12 protein-coding genes and 1 pseudogene are annotated in these 19472 nt (G+C 48.0%); 4 read left to right on the top strand and 9 right to left on the bottom strand.

Annotated elements, in window-relative coordinates; genetic code table 11:
• Nucleotides 1-15: 15 nt before the first annotated feature.
• From FM037_RS14520 to FM037_RS14510, 3 genes are all read left to right on the top strand, one after another.
• Nucleotides 16-1065 (top strand): EscU/YscU/HrcU family type III secretion system export apparatus switch protein, encoded by a 1050-nt coding sequence (locus FM037_RS14520; protein WP_144046587.1) that lies wholly within the window; start codon nucleotides 16-18, stop codon nucleotides 1063-1065.
• Nucleotides 1066-1181: 116 nt separating this feature from the next.
• Nucleotides 1182-1988 (top strand): substrate-binding periplasmic protein, encoded by an 807-nt coding sequence (locus FM037_RS14515; protein WP_227992820.1) that lies wholly within the window; start codon nucleotides 1182-1184, stop codon nucleotides 1986-1988.
• Nucleotides 1989-2184: 196 nt separating this feature from the next.
• Nucleotides 2185-3105, top strand: a complete 921-nt coding sequence (locus tag FM037_RS14510) for a manganese-dependent inorganic pyrophosphatase (RefSeq protein WP_144046586.1) — start codon at nucleotides 2185-2187, stop codon at nucleotides 3103-3105.
• Nucleotides 3106-3386: 281 nt separating this feature from the next.
• On the opposite strand, the pseudogene FM037_RS14505 reads toward FM037_RS14510, so the two are convergent.
• The 8 genes and pseudogenes from FM037_RS14505 to FM037_RS14470 form a co-directional block, all read right to left on the bottom strand.
• Nucleotides 3387-3775 (bottom strand): annotated as a pseudogene (locus FM037_RS14505) (Tn3 family transposase); the annotation flags it as partial.
• A 52-nt stretch (nucleotides 3776-3827) separates the two neighbouring features.
• Nucleotides 3828-5456: a hypothetical protein gene (locus tag FM037_RS14500; RefSeq protein ID WP_144046585.1), complete on the bottom strand. Its 1629-nt coding sequence runs from the start codon at nucleotides 5454-5456 to the stop codon at nucleotides 3828-3830.
• Nucleotides 5457-5873: 417 nt separating this feature from the next.
• Nucleotides 5874-7112, bottom strand: coding sequence for a hypothetical protein (locus FM037_RS14495; RefSeq protein ID WP_144046584.1), 1239 nt, complete (start codon nucleotides 7110-7112; stop codon nucleotides 5874-5876).
• A gap of 667 nt (nucleotides 7113-7779) precedes the next feature.
• On the bottom strand, nucleotides 7780-10200 hold the full coding sequence (locus FM037_RS14490; protein ID WP_144046583.1) for a Lon protease family protein: 2421 nt from the start codon (nucleotides 10198-10200) through the stop codon (nucleotides 7780-7782).
• A 346-nt stretch (nucleotides 10201-10546) separates the two neighbouring features.
• Complete coding sequence (locus FM037_RS14485; protein ID WP_407695598.1) at nucleotides 10547-13687, bottom strand: efflux RND transporter permease subunit; 3141 nt, start codon at nucleotides 13685-13687, stop codon at nucleotides 10547-10549.
• Between the two features lie 12 nt (nucleotides 13688-13699).
• Nucleotides 13700-15013: an efflux RND transporter periplasmic adaptor subunit gene (locus tag FM037_RS14480; RefSeq protein WP_229380885.1), complete on the bottom strand. Its 1314-nt coding sequence runs from the start codon at nucleotides 15011-15013 to the stop codon at nucleotides 13700-13702.
• Nucleotides 15013-16359: a TolC family protein gene (locus FM037_RS14475; RefSeq protein ID WP_144046581.1), complete on the bottom strand. Its 1347-nt coding sequence runs from the start codon at nucleotides 16357-16359 to the stop codon at nucleotides 15013-15015. Before FM037_RS14475 ends, FM037_RS14480 begins: the two co-directional genes overlap by 1 nt.
• A 298-nt stretch (nucleotides 16360-16657) precedes the next feature.
• Nucleotides 16658-16918, bottom strand: coding sequence for a hypothetical protein (locus FM037_RS14470; RefSeq protein ID WP_229380884.1), 261 nt, complete (start codon nucleotides 16916-16918; stop codon nucleotides 16658-16660).
• A 560-nt stretch (nucleotides 16919-17478) separates the two neighbouring features.
• On the opposite strand from FM037_RS14470, the gene FM037_RS14465 reads away from it, so the two are divergent.
• Nucleotides 17479-18399: a sensor domain-containing diguanylate cyclase gene (locus tag FM037_RS14465; protein ID WP_144046580.1), complete on the top strand. Its 921-nt coding sequence runs from the start codon at nucleotides 17479-17481 to the stop codon at nucleotides 18397-18399.
• A gap of 62 nt (nucleotides 18400-18461) precedes the next feature.
• Here FM037_RS14465 and FM037_RS14460 read toward each other — a convergent pair whose 3' ends face one another.
• Nucleotides 18462-19355: a LysR substrate-binding domain-containing protein gene (locus FM037_RS14460; protein WP_144046579.1), complete on the bottom strand. Its 894-nt coding sequence runs from the start codon at nucleotides 19353-19355 to the stop codon at nucleotides 18462-18464.
• Nucleotides 19356-19472 lie beyond the last annotated feature (117 nt).

Raw genomic sequence — 19472 nt, 5'->3', positions numbered from 1 at the left:
TTTAATGGGGGATATATGAGTGAAAAAACGGAAAAGCCCACAGAGAAGCGTCTGCGGGAAGCGAGAAATCGTGGTCAGGTGATCAAGAGTGCTGAAGTTGTCACAGGCCTGCAGATGGCCATTATTTTGGGTTACTTCCTGTTTGAAGGCCAGGGTTTAATGCAGTCATTTATCTACTTAATTAATACCACTATCAATAGCATTAACTTGCCATTGGAGACTGCTGCGGAGCAGATTGTCGGCACGTTCGTCATGATAGCCTTGCGCTTTTTAGGTGGGCTGACCTTAGTGCTGCTGTTTACCATCATCCTAGGCAATGTGGTTCAAACCGGGCCAGTATGGGCATCGGAAGCCTTGAAGCCCAGCATGAATAAGTTAAATGTGATCAATAATGCTAAGCAGCTGATCTCATGGAAAAGTGTGTTTGAGCTTGGTAAAAATCTGGTTAAGGTAATAGTGCTCAGTCTGGTGTTCTATTACCTGCTGCATCGTTATGTCAACTCCTTTCAATATCTTCCCTTGTGTGGAGAGGCGTGTGGCCTTGGCGTAATTTCGACGTTAATCACTTGGCTCTGGGGCTGCTTCTTAGGCTGTTATGTTATTTTTGGTATCGCTGATTATGCCTTTCAACGTTATAGCTTGATGAAAGAGCTGAAAATGTCGAAAGAGGACACAAAACAAGAATATAAGGACTCAGAGGGTAATCCTGAGGTTAAACAGAAACGACGTGAAACCCAAAGGGAAGTGGCATCGGGCAGTTTAGCAGCTAATGTGCAGAAGGCCACTGTGGTGGTACGTAACCCGACTCACCTGACTATCTGTCTCTATTATCAATCTGGTGAAACGCCTTTGCCAACTGTGCTGGAAAAAGCCAAAGGCCATATGGCGTTGCATATCGTGGCATTGGCGGAAAAAGCTGGTGTGCCTATTGTCGAGAACATCCCTCTGGCCCGGGCCATCTATGGTCAAGTTGAAGCGGGAGAGCCTATTCCAGAGAGCCTGTTTGAACCCGTCGCGGAACTGCTACGGGTAGTGATGGCTATACCCTATGATGATTGTGACTAAGTAATGTTGCTCAGTCGCTTTATGGGGGAGGGGAGAAAAAAAGGCTGATGTAAACTACATTTATTGATGTCGATGCGCTTTATCATTGAGCTCCAACAACTGAAGGAGGCGGTGCCATGAAATTTATTCACATGCTGGTGGCATTGACTTTGTATTTTTTTATTCCGCTACATGCATCTGCTGAAGATATTGAGGTCACCCTCTATGCCGATGCCAACTACCCACCTTACTCCTATGTGGAGGATGGAGAGTTGAAGGGGATTTATGCCAACATCATCAAGCTTGCCGTGTCCCGGATGAAAGGTTACAAGGTGACTCTGGTCGGCGTGCCATGGAAGCGTGGGTTACGCTTGATAGAAAGCGGTAAAGGTTTCGCCATCTATCCGCCATACTTTCATGTGGAGAAGAGACCCTATATCTGGCCTTATTCGCTACCTATATTGGATGAGAGAGTCATGGTCATATGCCGGGAGGACCTCTTTTTCAGGGCGCTGAGGTTGAACTGGGTCGAAGATTATTATGGGTTAGTGATAGGCATTAATTCGGGGTTCCATTTAGGTGGGGAAGCATTTTGGCAAGCGGTTAAGGATGGGAAAATCACCGTGAGCGAGGCGAAAGGGAATAGAGAGAATCTGCTTCAGCTTGGTTTGAAGCGGATAGATTGTTACCTCAACGATCGCATCTCTATTTTGTGGGGGCTCAAAAAACTTAAGCAGAGCGGCGAATATGACGAGGGAGGCAAACATACGATGTTGATGGAGGGAGCAACAGTCAGCATAGAGCAAGGCTTCTTAGGCTTTACCGATATGGATGAAGGTCGGTTTGCATTTAAAGAGGATTTCAAGAAGCAGTTCGACATCATCATCTACGACATGCGAAGAAGCGGTGAGATGCAAAAGATAATCAATGATTTCCTCCGTTAGGCCTCATCTGTTCCTATCAAATACTTTCAACACTGCTGCAATTGTCATCGACAGAGTGGACATTCTTGAACCTTGTACCTTAAGCCTGCGCTGCATTTTGGGTATAAATGCAGCGCAGGCTTACTTACTTGTCAGTTAATGTTTTTCAAACGGGATGAATTTGGTAGAATAAACGGTAATTAAAGGAGAGTTATCAATGTCAGTTTATGTAGTGGGCCATAAGATCCCAGATTCAGATTCAATTTGCGGTGCAATTGCACTCGCTAACCTGAAAAATGCAATCGATGAGCCAGCCATTGCTGCTCGTTTAGGTGACCTATCACCTGAAACCGCATTCATCTTAGAAAAGTTTGGTTTCGAGGCCCCTGAATTCAAGACGAGCTATGCCGGTGAAGAGGTATTTATCGTCGATCATTCTGAGCTGACTCAGGCCCCGGATGATATCGCCGAAGCGACGATTGTCGGTATTGTCGATCACCATAAGTTGGGTGACTTGACCACATCGACCCCGCTCGAGTGTTGGATCCGCCCCGTAGGCTGTAGCAACACCATCATCAAGATGATGTATGACTTCCATGGTGTGCCTATTCCAAAAGACATCGCTGGTATCATGATGTGTGCGATTCTCAGCGACACGGTCATCTTCAAGTCTCCTACCTGTACCACGGCCGATATCAGATGTGTCGAAGCCTTGGCTGAAATCGCCGGTATCGAAGACTTCAAAGAGCTGGGCATGGAGATGTTCAAGGTGAAATCAGCCGTCCAAGGCACACCGGTACGTGACCTTGTTATGCGTGATTTTAAAGACTTCAATATGAATGGTCATATGGTGGGTATCGGTCAACTCGAGGTCATCGACCTGTCTGTGTTTGACGACATTAAGGCCGAATTGGAAACCGATATCGCCGCTCTTAAAGCCGAAGGCGGACGTCACAGCATGTTGTTGCTATTGACCGATATCATGAAAGAAGGCTCTGAGCTGTTGATCGTCAGTGATGATGCGACTCTGACTGAACGTGCCTACGGTAAGACTACCGAGAACGGCCGCGTCTGGCTCGATGGTGTATTGAGCCGTAAGAAGCAGATTGTGCCTCAGTTACAGGAAGCACTGGCTTAAACTGATCTTTATAGACAGTTAACCGTCGTTAAGTAAACAGAATTTAAAGGCCGAAACAGCAATGTTTCGGCCTTTAATTTTGTCTGTAGAATGCCAGGTTTTAAGTAATCATCTCTAAGCCGTTATCCTAGGGTTGAGGCACAAGATGCCCGGGATCCAGCTCTGTTTAAGATACATGGATCCCGTACAAGTTCGTTGCTAGCTTTACGGAATGACACGTTTAAGGGGTTTGAAGTCCAGTGGTACGGAAACGTATGCTAAGGAATTTTAATCATCGTCGTTTAGTTGATTAAGTGGTCTAAGATGCCTTTCGTCGCTTGTTTTGCCAGCGTAAAAATAGTGACCTAGTACATTTATATGTCCGTGCCCTAATGGTGATAACCTCGCTTCATTTTCTTCTTTTATTTCAATGGTTACCTCCAAATGATCCAACGCCGGTTGCATGTAAATGGTATTCCATAAAACTACAGCATTGGTAACCAAACCTAGTGCACCAAGTTGATCTTCCAGTCCTTCTCGATACCGTTTACGGCTCTCTCCTCGTTGTCCATGGCAAATCACACGCTACAGAGTGTCGTCGTTATCCACGATTAAGTTGGGTTAAAATCCTTCGCCGGTAGTCTTCATCATCAATGTAGCTCAGTAAGTAAATGGTTTTGTTTATTCGTCCAGCTACTCTCATCATATCATCCCACTCCTGATAAATTTTTCAGGATTAGTCACTATTTTCTCTTCATTTTTTTTATAAGCCTATCGGTTTCCATATCGTTGAAAACCGACACTGTATCCATGGGTTCAGACGTGCTTAATTTATAGGCAGAGCGGGTGTTTGTGTGCTTATATTGAAGCAACATTTTCTCAACGATGATAGATTGAATTCTCGATTTATCTTTTCCTAGCCTATCCGAAATGAAGTCGGCAAGAGTTCCAATGGTCACGAAATGCTCTTTCTGGCTAACTTCCTCGCCCACATAATTTTTCTCGCTAGCATTCACGCCACTTTTAACCTGAATAACGATATCCTTTTCTTCCTCTGATAATTTTTTCAGAAGGTCATCCACTAATTGGATATAATCACGTGATGTTGCACTCAGCGGGACCTTGAGAATTTTGGGATATGCCCCAGTATTTTTATCCTGTAACTTTAGGTAACTAGAAGAGATGAGCTCTTCCTGATTGAGGCTATTAAAAAACAGTATGTCCTTTGTGAGGTCCATATCTTCCGAGGATGCAATAAATGCAGGGTCAAACTGCACTTTATCATTTAACATGGTCAATTGTTCTATTGGACGGCCTATGATTTTTTTAGTTAGGTGAGCCTTGACAGGTCTAGCTGACAAAGTAGAACTTGATGCACCAAGTCCAATATAGAGGGCGCTTCCATCACCGACCTCTGACGTAGCATCCTCTGCCATAGATATTAGATCATATTGAGAATCTGCAACATTGTGATCCATCATTATCACTTTGTTGAAGCCCTTATCTGCGCTATAGTCAACCGCTGCCTTACGCGTAGCGCCGAAACCAACCTGTCCTGACGGGTATTCCCAGCTGACTAAACCAATGCCTTTCTTACTTAATATCTCTCCCATTGTTACCTCATATAAATTAACTTCAGACTTATGTACAAAGAGATAAACAGGTCTCGAATCACTTTGGTTATACCAATACAGTTTCTCTAGGCCTCTATCGTTTTTAAACTCTTTCGGCATACCGACTGATGCCACTATTAATGGTGTTCCGGCTTGCTTATTTGGGGATATTTTCATGATGCATTTTGTAAGAGCTTCAGGTTGCTTACTTCTAGTTCGATCCGCTATTGTGCTCGTATTCGAATCATGTACCTGACGGCCATAGTACACATCTTCTAACTTATCGCTGTTATATTCATTTGCTAAAAGCTTATCAACAATAGCAGGATCATACTTCAGGCCTCCGGTGTTGTTACTTGTGACATAGCGATAACTGAAGCGTACACTCGCCTCTGGAGGTATAACACGAACATCGACGTTTTTTCCCTCTACATAGTTTTGCCAGTCTCGTTGAAACTCACTCCACTTTTTATTAACCACCTTGGGTTTATCAGCACTTTGTGCAGCCTGAGAATCCATTACATTTTGACTACGGTAATATTCAGGGTCCTCGGGAACGGTCACTTCACCACGTTTACGATTAACGAATGCCTCGTGTTGCATCTCCTTTTTACCTTGTTCATATTCAGCATCACTCATTCGGGAGGTGGACGCCGAACCAGGCGCTTTAATGACCTTTCGCTCACCATCTTTAGTCACTAACCCGATCGGCTGTGGCACTGACTGGAAACTGGTATCCCACCCCTTATCTCTTGGCATTGATTATTCCCTTTATTAACAATAAATTAACGAAAATTAAATGTGTCCGCTCGCAAATAGCGCAAACAACATGCCAATTAGGTAAGCTTTTGATTTTATGACTGACACAAAAAACGAAAACTTGAGCTGGGCAAAAAATGGCCCAGACTCGAGCAAGATCTTGCCCAGTTGGGCAATAAATGGCCTGAAATTAAGGCAGATGCTTGAACCTAGTCGTAAAAAAGAAAGGAGTTGTGACCAATGTGTAACTTATTTAAGCTGCGGCAATTGGGCGCAATTTTTAACCTAGTGGTACTAGAGCGTTACAGAGGAGCGTGGTGATAAAGCATTCTTTTAGTCAGATAATTCTCTTAAGCTGCCATCCCGGGAGCGAGGCTCGAGATGCCCGGGATCCAGCTCATCATTGTCAACGCATTCTTAAGAGGGCAGTAGGTTTGCCGCAACTTGCGCTTTGCCAAAAAATGCCTGGTCGCCTCCGCAGCCCGAGAGTTCCTTTTCCAAGACATCATTGGCCAAGCTCTTCACCTCCGCAGGTTTGGTTTTTCCAGCATTTTTATTGGTTTGGTCGCTGGCCCTTTTAAAGACACGAAACGGGCCATGACCAGGGATTCCGGGTTCACTTACACTGAATTCATTGGTCGTCGCTGCCTTTCCGGACGGTATTTTAGTGGCTACATCTAGCCATGTCTTTATTTGTTTATAGGATCGACCATGATAACCGGTGATCTGATTGAACCAGGCTTCCTCTGGGCTCTCCTCGGCGAGTCCTCTCACTTTATTATTGAAGCGTTGTGCATAGCATTTCCGTAGATCTTCAGTTTCCTGCATCGTCCCGATGCATTGGTTTTCCGGGAGCTCTCCAGATGTATTCCCACCTCGTGTGTAGCTGACTAGCTTGCTGTCGAAACTTGCTGCATAGTCTTGAAGGTGAATACTCGGACCGACCTTCATGTCCAATACAATCCCACGTTGCGTGCCACCCAGGTATGACTTGGTAAGATCAACCATATTGAATATATGTTCTATTAAGGGTCTTTCCTCTTTAGGTATTGCTTCAAGCCAACGCTGTAGTATCGAGCGCGCATCACCGAGGTGCACCTTGGGATTGTCCGCGCCTACTTCCGTATCGTCGGCGGCAAGGATATTACTCAGAGAGATGACCCTTGCATCGCCCATTTCTAACCCCAAAGTGACTTCGGTATGCTCAGAGGCACCAGCGAAGGGATGAGTGTAGATATTGACCTTGTGGCCCAGAGTTCTCCAGGAGTAAATGTTGAATTTTTCCAGGGCCCCCAAAGGATTACTGCCCAACCAAACGTAATTTATGCTCAATTGCCGACCTCCCTTTGAGACTGGGATGTGCATTTTGGCCTGCTTACCCGGTGGCTTAGGCTTAGATACGTCCTTAGCGCGTACAGCCTCACTGGATGCCGCCTGTGTGGCCTGCGAATCAATGACATTTTGATTACGGTAATATTCTGGCTTGTCAGGAACGGCCACTTCAGCACGTTTGCGATTAACGAATGCCTTGCGTTCCATCTCCTTTTTGCCTTGTTCAAACTCTGCATCACTCATTCGGGAAGTGGACGCTGGTTCAAGCGCTTTAACGGTCTTTCGCTCGCCATCTTTAGTCACTAAACCGATCGGCTGTGGCACTGACTGGAAACTTGTATCCGAACCCTTATCTCTTGGCATTGATTATTCCTTTATTAACAATAAATTAACGAAAGTTAAATATGGCCGCTCGCTGATATCGCAAACAACATGCCAACTAGGTAAGCTTTTGATTTTATAACTGACACAAAAAATGAACATTTGAGCTGGGCAAAAAATGGCCCAGACTCGAGCAAGATCTTGCCCAGTTGGGCAATAAATGGCCTGACATTAAGACAGATGCTCGAACCTAGTCGTAAAAAAGAAAGGAGTTGTGACCAATGTGTACTTATTTAAGCAGTGAGCGGCTTCGACAATTGGGCGAAATCTTTAACCTATTGGTATACCACTCAAGATTATCAAAACTCATTAAATAGGACTTAAATGAGAAATCAGTTTAAAGGTGGGGTCGTGAGAAGATGGAAGCCGGAAAAGTCTGGCTTCCATCTATTTTTTGGCTGCAGCCTAGTGTTGCTTAAGGGTTACAGAGGAGCCTGGTTAAATGACAATCCTTGAGTCGACATCCCGGTAGCGAGGCACGAGATGCCCGGGATCCAGCTCTGCTTAAGAGGCGTGGATCCCGTACAAGTTCGTTGTTCACTTTACGGAATGACCTGTTTTAAGCGAGTATTTCATTTCACGAATGACCCGCTTTAAAATGATCAGAGGCTCATTCTACGCTCGAAGCTGGAGATGTCTTCCTAAGCTCACTCAAGCGTGCCTGAGCCAGACCTAATACCGAAGCAGCTGGATGCTCATCCTGCTGCTTCGACTTAGTGCCTAGATTAATTCCGGACTCGATGCCTGTCAGCAACTCGATGGCCTGACTGACATGGTCAATAGCCCAGATATTAAATTTGCCTTTCTTGACTGCCTCGACAATATCGCTACGCAGCATCAGATTCTGCACGTTGGTCTTAGGAATGATCACCCCTTGAGTGTTAGTGCGTCCCATGATGGTACAGACATCGAAGAAGCCTTCAATCTTCTCGTTAACGCCGCCGATTGGCTGGGCTTCACCGAACTGATTCATCGAGCCTGTGATGGCTACATCTTGTCTGATTGCCTGATTAGAAAACGAAGACACTATGGCACACAGTTCGGCCATGGTGGCACTATCACCATCGACACCACCGTAAGATTGCTCGAAGGTGATATGGGTGGTGAGGGGGATCTTGGCGGTCTTACCTAGCAAGGACGCCAGGTAGGCCGATAGGATCATCACACCCTTGGAGTGTAAGCTACCGCCTAAGTCCACTTTTCTTTCTATGTCGAACACCCTGCCTTCACCGAAGGCTGTGGTTGCCGTGATGCGGTTCGGTGCACCGAACTGATGATCGGAGGTCGCGATAACAGACAGTGCATTGACCTGTCCGACGACATGATCTTCAGTGCTGATAAGTGTGGTGCCTGTGATGAAACTTTCCATTACATTGTCTTTGAGTCGGCATACGCGCATCTCATGATTGTGCAGGGCCTGTTCGACATGGCTGGCGCGGATCATGTTGGCATTGACGGCGCGAGCGCAGTAATTAGACTCTCGTAGCAGGTTGGCAATGTCGGCTGAGTGCAGGGAGAGTTTGTTCTGATCGTCGGCCTGACGAGAACTGAATTCTATGATGCGTTTTATGGCATTGCGATCACAATGCAGCATCTTGTTGCCATGCACGATACTGGAGATAAACTTGGCGTATAGGGCCTCAGATTTCTCGGTACGTGGCATTACATCTTCAAAATCTGCAGTCACCCTAAACAGTTCACTGAATTCGGGATCATAGTGCTGCAGTAACTGATAAGTCTGATAATCACCGAATAAGATGATTTTTACATCCAGAGGAATTGCCTCGGGATCCAGTGAGATGGTGCCTGACAGGGTGACTTCACGTTCGAGGGAGCTAAGGCTGAGCTTGCGCGAGCGAAGGGCCCGCTTAAGACCGTCCCACACATAGGGCTGTTCCAATACCTTGGCCGCATCTATCATCAGCACGCCGCCGTTGGCCTTGTGCAGACTGCCGGAGCGGATCAGTGAGAAATCGGAAAAGATGGTGCCTTTGAAGGTCGCATTCTCGATATAACCGAAGATGGAGTGATAATTGGGCGACTCCTCGACTATGATAGGCATCTTGCCGTCATCTTGATTGACCAGCACATTGACCTGATAGCGGCGGGGCATCTTCTTGTCTAAAGAAGCATAAGAAAGCGCCAGCTGCTCCTCGTTGTCTTCGAGAAACAGATCTAAGTTGTCGAGAATGTCCTTATGCATAGCACCAAGATAGCTCTTAACGGCCGGAATGCCGCTGTATTTCTCCTTGAGCTTGGTCATCAGGTGGCTGAGAACATCCTGAGCCACCTGCTCATCTTGCTTCTGTTGCTTGTCAGAGTATTCCTCTTCCCACACAGTAAATTGACGGATTATGACTCTGAGCTTAGATTCGAGTTCGACGATAGAGGTTTCTAAGACATCTTGCTGTTTCTTGCTCAGTGCCTTAAATGTCTCGTCGGTATGGGCTTCCTCACCGTTCATGGCCACGAGCTCATAACTGCCCTGGGCCGTGATGGTTAGGCTGATACTCGTGTCTTTGGCTTCCTTAGTGAGGCCTGTAAGTGCAGATTCCTGTCTGTTCGACAGCTGACTCTTGAGTTTCTCGGCGCTGGAGTAATACATCTCATTGTCGAACGCCAAAGGCAAGGATTTGGTTAGCTTGATGATGAACTTCTCGACATCTTTCTTGAACTCGATACCCGAGCCAGCTGACATCTTCAGCACTTTAGGCACACGGGCTTCATCGAAGTTAATTACATAACACCAGTCATGGAGACTATGACCGCGGCCGTTGGGCTCATAACGATCGAGATAACGCATCACCATGGTGCGCTTACCCAGACCATTACGGCCGATGGCGTAGATGTTATAGCCCTTGTCTGGCATGGACATGGCAAACTCGACGGCCTGTTGGGCGCGTTCCTGTCCGACAATTTCATCCAGGGGAGTTAAGTGTTTAGTAGATTTACAATCGGCCTCCAGGCCTGATAGCTCTGAACTGCGGTAAAGCTGGTCACTGCTTAGAGGGGATAACGGAGATATTGGCATAGGCAACCTCGTATATGACTCTTGATGATTTCAGTGTAGGCATGAAGATTTAAAAATTCAGTAGTTAATTTCGGCAGTTAGCGTTTTTTAGCCAATAAAGCGTTCAAGCGCTTAAATTATAGTCAGGCCGTGGATTTAAACGTCTAAAACTTACTCAAGAAAGGAGAAAAGCTATCAGTCAAAAGGCTGAAACTTGTTTATAGGGATAAGTTTATGGGGGTTGTCATCTTCTTGAGGCGCGAACTGGGTAAAGAAAATCTGAAATAAAAAAGCGGGGGACATGCCCCCGCCATTAACTCGCTAAAACTAAAAACTCTTATTGTTAAGAGCGAGTTTAAGGATGAATTTACCCATTCACTTCCTTAGCTTTTGCTTTGAAGCGATACACCAGCAAATAGAGCACGGGCAAGATGACCAGAGTCAGCAGGGTCGATGACACTATGCCGCCTATCACTACGGTTGCCAGTGGACGCTGCACCTCGGCGCCAGTACCGACATTAAGGGCCATGGGCACAAATCCAAGACTCGCGACTAAGGCTGTCATCAATACCGGTCGCAGTCGCTGACTCGCGCCTTGTTTAATTGCCTCAAAAAGCTCCAGTCCCTGTACCCTAAGCTCCTTGATGAAGCTCAACATCACCACGCCATTGAGCACGGCTATGCCCGAGAGGGCGATAAAGCCCACCGCCGCCGAGATAGACAGAGGCATGTCCCTGAGCACCAGAGCCAGTACGCCTCCGGTCAGTGCCAGCGGCACGCCGCTGAAGATGATCATCGAGTCTCTGATTGAGCCAAAAGCGCTGTATAACAGGCCGAAGATGAGCAGTAAGGTCAGTGGCACTATGATCATCAAGCGATCGGATGCCGATTCGAGTTGCTCAAAAGTGCCGCCATACTCGCTCCAGTAACCACTGGGCAGATTAAGCTCATCACCCATGAGACGCTTAGTGTCCTTAATAAAGGAGCCCAAGTCTCGTCCCTCGACATTGGCTGTCACCACCACATGACGCTTGCCGCTCTGACGATTGATCTGATTGGGGCCGACCTTGAACTTAATGTCGGCGACTTCACCCAGAGGCACATAGCTAAGATCCGGATTGAGATCTAGGGGCAGCGCAATAGGCAGGTTTTCCAGTGCCCTCAGATCTTGGCTGATATTGCCATCCATACGCACTATGAGTTTAAAACGTCTGTCCCCCTCATAGATGAGGCCAACTTGCACGCCGGACACCGCGACCTGCAGCGCTTGCTGCACATCGACTATGGTGAGACCCAGCAGGGCTAAGTGATCCCGGTTTGGCTCGATAGAGAGGGTTGGCAGGCCTGACATCTGCTCGACACGGACATCCTTGGCGCCATCGAGTTGCTGAAATAAGCCAAGGGCGCGATCGCCGGCCTGTTTGAGGATATCAAGATCGTCTCCATAGATCCTCAGGGCCACATCGGCGCGCACGCCGGCAATCAACTCGTTAAAGCGCATCTCGATAGGCTGGGTAAATTCATAATTATTCCCTGGTACCTGCTCGATATGATGACGCAGCTCATCGATGAACGCCTCCTTGGTCTTACTGGGGTTGGCCCATTCGGATCTGGGTTTGATGATCAAGATGGTATCGGCAACACTTGGCGGCATAGGATCTGTGGCGACCTCAGGTGTGCCAATTTTCGAGAACACCCGCTCCACCTCATCGAGCTCGCCGATGATCAGCTCAAGCTTCTTCTGCATTTCGATAGACTGCTCAAGACCTGTGCCGGTAATGCGCATAGCATGGAGGGCAATGTCCCCTTCATCCAGCTTAGGCAAAAACTCAGAGCCTAAACGGGTCACCTGATAAGAGGTGACCGCCATCAAGCCTATTGCAGCAAGGACTATGATGGCCGGGCGCTTGAGGGAGAAAAACAACACGGGCTCATAGACACTACGGGCCTTAGACATGAGCCAGTTCTCTTTCTCATTGACCTTGCCCTTGACGAATATCGCGATGGCGGCCGGCACGAAGGTGACCGAGAAAATAAGCGCACCAATCAGTGCAGCCACAACAGTGAAGGCCATGGGATGGAACATCTTACCTTCGACGCCGCTAAGGGCGAAGATGGGCAGGTAGACCAGCATGATGATAAGCACACCGAACACGGCAGGGCGGAACACTTCCTTGGTTGCGTCGAACACCACCTCCATTCTCTCTTCGAGAGAGAGCAGACGACCGTATTTGCGCTGAGCCATGCCGAGACGACGCAAGGCGTTCTCGACGATGATCACCGCGCCATCGACTATGATGCCAAAATCTATGGCGCCCAGACTCATCAGATTACCGGACACCCGGTTAGTCGTCATGCCAGTGATGGCGAACAACATACTCAGCGGGATCACTAAGGCGGCAATCAGCGCGGCGCGAAAGTTACCCAGCAGGGCAAACAGGACGACGATCACCAGCACGGCACCCTCGAACAGGTTTTTCTGCACCGTGGCTATGGCCTTATCGACCAGGCCTGTCCTGTCATACACAGCCTCGGCGATGATGCCTGGGGGTAAGCTGGCATTGATGATTTTTAACCTGTCACCGACCTCTTTGGCGACCACGCGGCTGTTTTCCCCCATGAGCATGAAGGCGGTACCCAGTACTGTTTCCTGGCCATCTTGTGTGGCACCGCCGGTTCTGAGTTGTTTACCGTAGAAAACCTCGGCCACATCGCCGATCCGCACCGGCGCATCGTCACGCTTGGTGATCACCACCTTGCGGATCTCCTCGAGATCTTTAAGCTGTCCGGGTGAGCGGACTAACCATTGCTCGCCGTTTCTCTCTATGTAACCTGCGCCCGCGTTGCGGTTGTTACGCTCCAGGGCGGTGATCACATCAGTGATGGTGATCTTAAAGGCTAACATTTTGCCAGGATCCGGCGCGACCTGATATTCACGCTCGAAGCCGCCCAAGCTGTTGATCTCGGTGACACCGGCAACTTTGACCAGCTGAGGGCGAATGATCCAGTCCTGAATGGTACGCAGATCTTCGGCGTTATAGGGCGTGCCGTCTTCCTTAGTCGCGCCGTCTTGTGCACGAATGGAGTAGGTGAACACCTCACCAAGACCACTGCTCACTGGTCCGAGAGCCGGCTTGGCCTCTTGGGGAAGCTCGCCACGTATGCCTTGCAGGCGCTCGGAGATCTGTTGCCTGGCCCAGTAGATGTCAGTACCTTCATCGAAGATGACCGTCACCTGAGACAGGCCATAGCGTGAGATGGAGCGGGTATACTCCAGGCTAGGAATGCCCGCCATGGCGTTCTCTATCACATAGGTCAGACGTTGCTCGGACTCAAGTGGTGAGTAGCCAGGTACGGCCGTATTTATCTGCACTTGGACATTGGTGATGTCTGGCACCGCATCGATAGGCAGTTTTAAGGTGTTGTAGACACCCAGCAGGGCGATGAGCAGGGTCATCGCCAGTACCAATAACCGTCGCTTTAAGGCGAAGGAGATGATTGTATCCATGATTATCTTCTCCTAGTGTACGTGTTTAGCGGCATCTTTCATGATGTCCGCCTTCAATAAGTAGCTGTTCTCGGTGACATACTCGACGTCACTATCCAGGCCAGCCAGCACTTCGACATATACGCCATCGCTCTCACCTAAGCTCAGCATGCGCACCTCGAAGGTATTGCCATGTTTGACGAAGACGGCGGGTTTATCCATGAAGTTCTGCAGGGCATCGACGCGCACGGCCAGGGGAACCTGCTTGATGCGGGTCTCTATGTCAGCCTGAATGTGCATACCCGGACGCCAATGGCCGTGACCGTTATCGATAACCGCACGCACCCGAGCGATGTGACCTCCCGTCATCGTCGGGGCGATATAACTGATGGTGCTGCTGGCAGATGCACTGGAGTGTGCGTCGTTTGTGTCACTCTCAGCGCCATGAGCATTGCCATGGTCATCACCTATGGAGACTCTCTGACCCAGAGCTAGTTTGCCTATGCTCTTAGGAAAGGCTGACAGGTCTATCCATACGCTGGATAGGTCGCTGATGCGGATTAAGGCGCGGTTATAAGTGTTGTCGCCCAGACTCAATAGCTGCTCGGTGACCTGGCCATTGGCCGGGCTCTTGACCGCATAGGTTTGCAAGGTGCTGGAGTTGCGCACTGTGGCGATGACTTGGCCCTTTACCACCGAGTCGCCGATACTGACGTGTAGCTGCTCAATCACACCGGCATAGGGGGCATTAACGCTAAACTGTTTGTCGGCAATCGGTGCGACGATACCAAACAGGGTGTCGATGAAGGTGAGCTGTGTCGCCTTGGCAAGCTGAGTCTGTACACCAGACAGCTTGAGCAGTCTGTCATTGATCTCGGTGCGGCCCATGAAGTTGTCGTAATGCCAATCGAAGCTTTTACCGTTAAAGTCGGCATCGACCTCGACCTCGAATGAGTGAGGCTCGGCCACACTGACCTTGCTGACCAGATAATCATCTTCGGCGATGAAACTGACTTGGTCGGTTTTACCGCCCAGACGTTTGAGTAAGATCTCGAGCTGTACGTCACCGGGCGCGACTGGCTCACCCTTATGGTAGGCATAGACCCGCATCTCAGGCGGAATACCCGATTCGGCCATAGTGATCTCGATGGCGAACGCTCCGCTTTGAAGTAATCTGCCTCCGTGTGGGCCTTCGGGAGCATGCTCCTCTTTTTCTTTCTCTTCATGGCCGTGATCGCTACTGGCCCAGGCTGAGTTAGTCGGCAGCAGACTCGATAAGCTAAATACCGATAAGGTGATGGCCGCAGCCATGAGTGCCGATGAAAGATGATTGAGTTTAAATTTCATTATCTGTGTTCCTGTGCCACTAATGGCTTGATGTTATCGAGAGTGGCGGTCATAGATTGCCCTGTGATGCGCTCGAGTTCGAGTCTGCCTTGATAGACACCGACTTTGGCCTCGATAAGCTCGCGTTGGAGGCTAAACAGCTCAGATTGAGCATCGGCTAGCAATAGCACATTGACTTGACCGGTCTGGTAGGCGGTCTGTGTGTCTTTAAGCAGTCGATTGGCTAAGGGGATCAGACGCTGCTGAAGTCGTTTCGCCTGTTTGGCGTTATTGACCATGGTCAGATGGATTTCAAGTAAGGACAGCCTGAGTTGACCCCGGGCCAGCCTCTGTTGCTCCATCGCCATCTCTTCCTTAGCGCGGGCAGCCATTATGTTGCCCTGATTCGGGTTAGATAGCGCAATGGGCATAGAGAAGTTAAACATCAAAGCGCCGTCGTCGAAACCGTCATAGCTACGGACCCCTAATCCTAAGGTGATGTCAGATTGCGCCTTCGACTCCTCCATGCGCCGTTTGGCATACATGACCCGCTCGATACTGAGCAGTTGCAGGTATTGAGGCGCCGTCTCCATGGCATTGAGCACACTCGCAGCCGTAGGAAAGGCGTGTAATGGGACAAGCTCACCGGCGACCAGAGCGAAATGTGCTTCACTTGACCACATGGAGGCTAGACCGAGTCTGGCAAGCTGAGCCTCACCGTCGAGACCATATTGAATCGCTTCTGAGCGTGATAGACGCAGGGCCATCTTGCTCACGTCAGCCTGAGTGACAGCGCCTGCCTTGGCCCGTGACTCTATCGCGCTTAAGGCTTCTTGCTCGACGAGAATACGCTTGGCATTCCAATCTTGTAGGGCCTGAAGACGCAGAACTTGATAATATCTTTGGGTTGTTTCAGCCAATATATCCAAACGTAACAGCTCATACTCGCTGAGCCTTTGACGTTCTTCGGCTTGAGCGAAATCGATTCGATGCTGGCGTTTATCACCAAGTTCGATGATTTGGCTTAAGCCTAAGGTGATTTCGGCGTTATCGACTCCCTGCATTTCGCCTGTACCCAGAATGTTTTCGACTTCCACCGAAAACTCAGGATTAGGGGTGAGCCCAGCCTGTAGAGTGAGGGCTTCATTGATCCTAAGCTCATAGGGATAGCGTTGCAGTTGGGGGTTGTGTAATAAGGTTTGTTCGAGCACCCAAGGCAGAGTAATTTCTCCTTGGGCTTGGTTTAAATCTGTTTGCGCCAGGCCTTGGTGTGAAAATAGGCCTGCAAACAGTGAAAACGCACACAGACTCACAGTGACTAGGCCACGACGGCAGGCCACGAGAGTGATCTCTTGGTATCTCTTCACGAGAGTGAACTCCAGTTATCTCAGCCAACGTAGCGCTATCGCTAGCAATACAAGCTGAGGTGACTTAAGTCTTCGTTTCATTCCAGGGGCCACAAGGCACTTAGCCTGTTGAGACATAGCGATATGCCCCTTAAGGATGAATTTCTGACTTATAAATAAGGTGAAATTATATTTCTAATATTGAAAGGAGTTCAGGCGTGGGGAGGCGGAATAGGCGGTGCGTAACTTCTATTTTGGTAGCTGACAATAAAAGGGCTTTCACCTTGGACCCGATTGAAATCGGAGACGAAGTTGTATTCTATGGGGGATGGCAAGAGGTGTGATAATCGCCATCTTGATCTGATTGGTCACTGGCTGCTCTCGTATGGGAACAAGCATGACCCGGAAGGTGACAGCAAGATTCTTGTTGCTCGATAGGCAGACTAGACACTGCGGCGGCACTTTGATCATTGTGATGAATATCAGATGCCACGCAGGTAGGGAATAATTGAGACACGAAAACCACCAGTAAGAGTACCAGTGTCAACTTAGATTGTAGGATCTGGGTTGAGGTTTTCATATCGAACAAGTATCTCTTCCTATTTTTAGCGAATAAACAAAAGGCATAGAGCAGCCGAATTAAGGCGGTATTAAAGCAGACAAAGATTTTAATATCTAGCGGCTAATCATTAAAAAAGACCGATTAAGCGTAATTAATCATGTTTGCGTGATGCAGGTCTAAAAACTAAATCAAATTGATGAATTAGCATACATCAATATTTAGTTGACGAGACTAACATTATTGAATTAAATCTGTGCAGTTAATATGCAATAAGTCAAGTGTAAACAAAGGTTAAGCTAGGGTACTTGCGGCCGATAAAGACGAGTAAGCTTACAAAAATGAAATGGTCTAATTACTTAGAAATATCGATTCTATCCTTAACTGTGTTATCAGAATGTGGTATTTGTTTGTATTGGGGTAACATATACACCTGCACCTGCACCTGCACAGAGAGTGGCTAGCGGTGTCGACGCGTTTTTCCAATAGATGTTTTAGCAGATCATGATAAGACCTGACCGTCAGCTAAATAAAAGTGAAATGGCATGATGAGAGCAAGGTGCCAAACGAGTAGACAGGGGATGGATAAATTGACCGAGATAAAAGCGCCCGATCTGTTATCGTTTCTATCGAATAACAGTCCTATGCTACAGCTGATGATAGACACCTTGCCAGTGCCTATCTTCTATAAAGATGTTGCCGGGGTTTATCTTGGTTGTAATAAGGCCTTCGAAGATTTTATCAAACTCACTAGGGAGCAGATGATAGGTCGCAGCGTTTACGAGCTGTTCGACAAAGAGCTAGCCGATGTTTACCAGCAAGCCGATCATGCCTTGTTCGATGAACCTGGCATTCAAGTCTATGAGAAACAAATTCGTTCCACAGAAGGTGACGAGTTGTTCGTTAAATTCCATAAGACCAGTTTTTTTGATCAGGATAACCAGGTTGCCGGCCTTATCGGGGTGATTTTTGACATCACCGAGCAAAAAAGGCTCGAAGCCGTATTAACTAAGCAAGCCAGCTTCGACGATCTCACCGGACTCTTTAATCGCCGTGAAGGACTGAAGCAGGGAGAGGTGATACATAAGATAGCCTCTCGCGGAGAGGGTCATTTAGCTGTGCTGATGTTAGATCTCGATCATTTTAAGCAAGTGAACGATAAACATGGTCATCAGGTAGGCGACCGCGCACTGCAGTTCGTTGCAAAAATCCTCAGAGATAACAGTCGTATGTCTGATGTGCTGATCCGCTATGGCGGCGAAGAGTTTATGATCATCATATCGGGGAGTAGCGAAGATGGTGCTGCGGCATTGGCCGAGTATTACCGGGTAAGTTTAGCCAACAGCCCCATGTTATTAGATGATGGAAAACCGCTTAGATTAACCGTTAGCATCGGCCTGTCTTACTTCCGCCATCAATCTTTAGGTCAATTGATCCATGAAGCGGATACCGCCCTATATGAAGCAAAACGTAGAAACAGAAATACTGTGTGTAGCTTCTAGTTTTTTACCTCCTGCCTATCTTAATCTCTTACGATAATACCCTGTTAGCTCTTGAGGAATGGTTAGCCTAAAGATCCCGAAAGTTGCTCGCTCAAAATGTTAGCAAATATACTAGCGGATCGCTTAGTGATCCTGTTTTGTGCCTGTAGCATGCCGACAACTCTGGGGGTGATGGCCGAACTCAAGTCAAATGACTGCAGCGGTTCTGTGCTTGATAGCGCCGCGAATGAACTCGGCAGTATGGTAAAGGAGCGACTGTTACGTACAAATGCCAGAATACGAATGATGGAGTTGAGCTCAGTGATGTTATTGACCGGGATATTATGCTCGAGAAAGTATTTATTCACTATCCTGCGGGTTTCGAAATGATTAGGTAGCAGTATGGCCTTAAGATCGTGTGCTTCACTGTTTAACAGACGTTTAGCCGAATCTGCATGGGACAGTGAACAGATGAGGCTCCATTTTTCTTTGAACAGCTCGGTAAAGGCCAGATTCTTGTAAACGGGTCCATGGGCGAAACCAATGCCGATATCCAGCTCTCCTTGTTCCACCTTAGTGGTGATCTCATCATTAGACAGCTCCTCTATGCAAAGGGAGACATTGGGACACATACTGTCGAAGGCCAGAGCCAGCTCTTGAGCATATAAGGCATTAACGGACTGGATCACCCCGACTCGCAGCGTTCCCGCCACACCTGATTTTATTTCGGCTACCGCATCTTTCATTCTATCTACGTCATTCAAAATATGGGTTATCGATGCCAGAACCAGGCTACCGGCTTCGGAAATTTCGACGCGTCTGCCCACTCGGTTAAATAATTTAGTACCGAGTTCATCTTCCAACTGTTTGATCTGATTCGACAGTGCCGGCTGTGAGATACACAAGGCGTCGGCGGCCTGATGAAAATGCTGTAGCTCAGCAACCACCTTGAAATAACGAAAATGTCTGAGTTCCATTCACGACCTATTGATAGTTTTTAGTTATCAATATGGTAATAATTAAAAGTTATTTCTGCAATCTATTATCTGCGAGGATGCTTCCAACGAAACAAGAGTCACACCAGACTAAGGAAA

The organism is Shewanella psychropiezotolerans, assembly GCF_007197555.1.
In the GTDB taxonomy this organism is placed as follows: domain Bacteria; phylum Pseudomonadota; class Gammaproteobacteria; order Enterobacterales; family Shewanellaceae; genus Shewanella; species Shewanella psychropiezotolerans.
The sequence above is the reverse complement of the archived record's forward strand: the minus strand, read 5'-3'. Positions and strand labels throughout refer to the sequence as shown.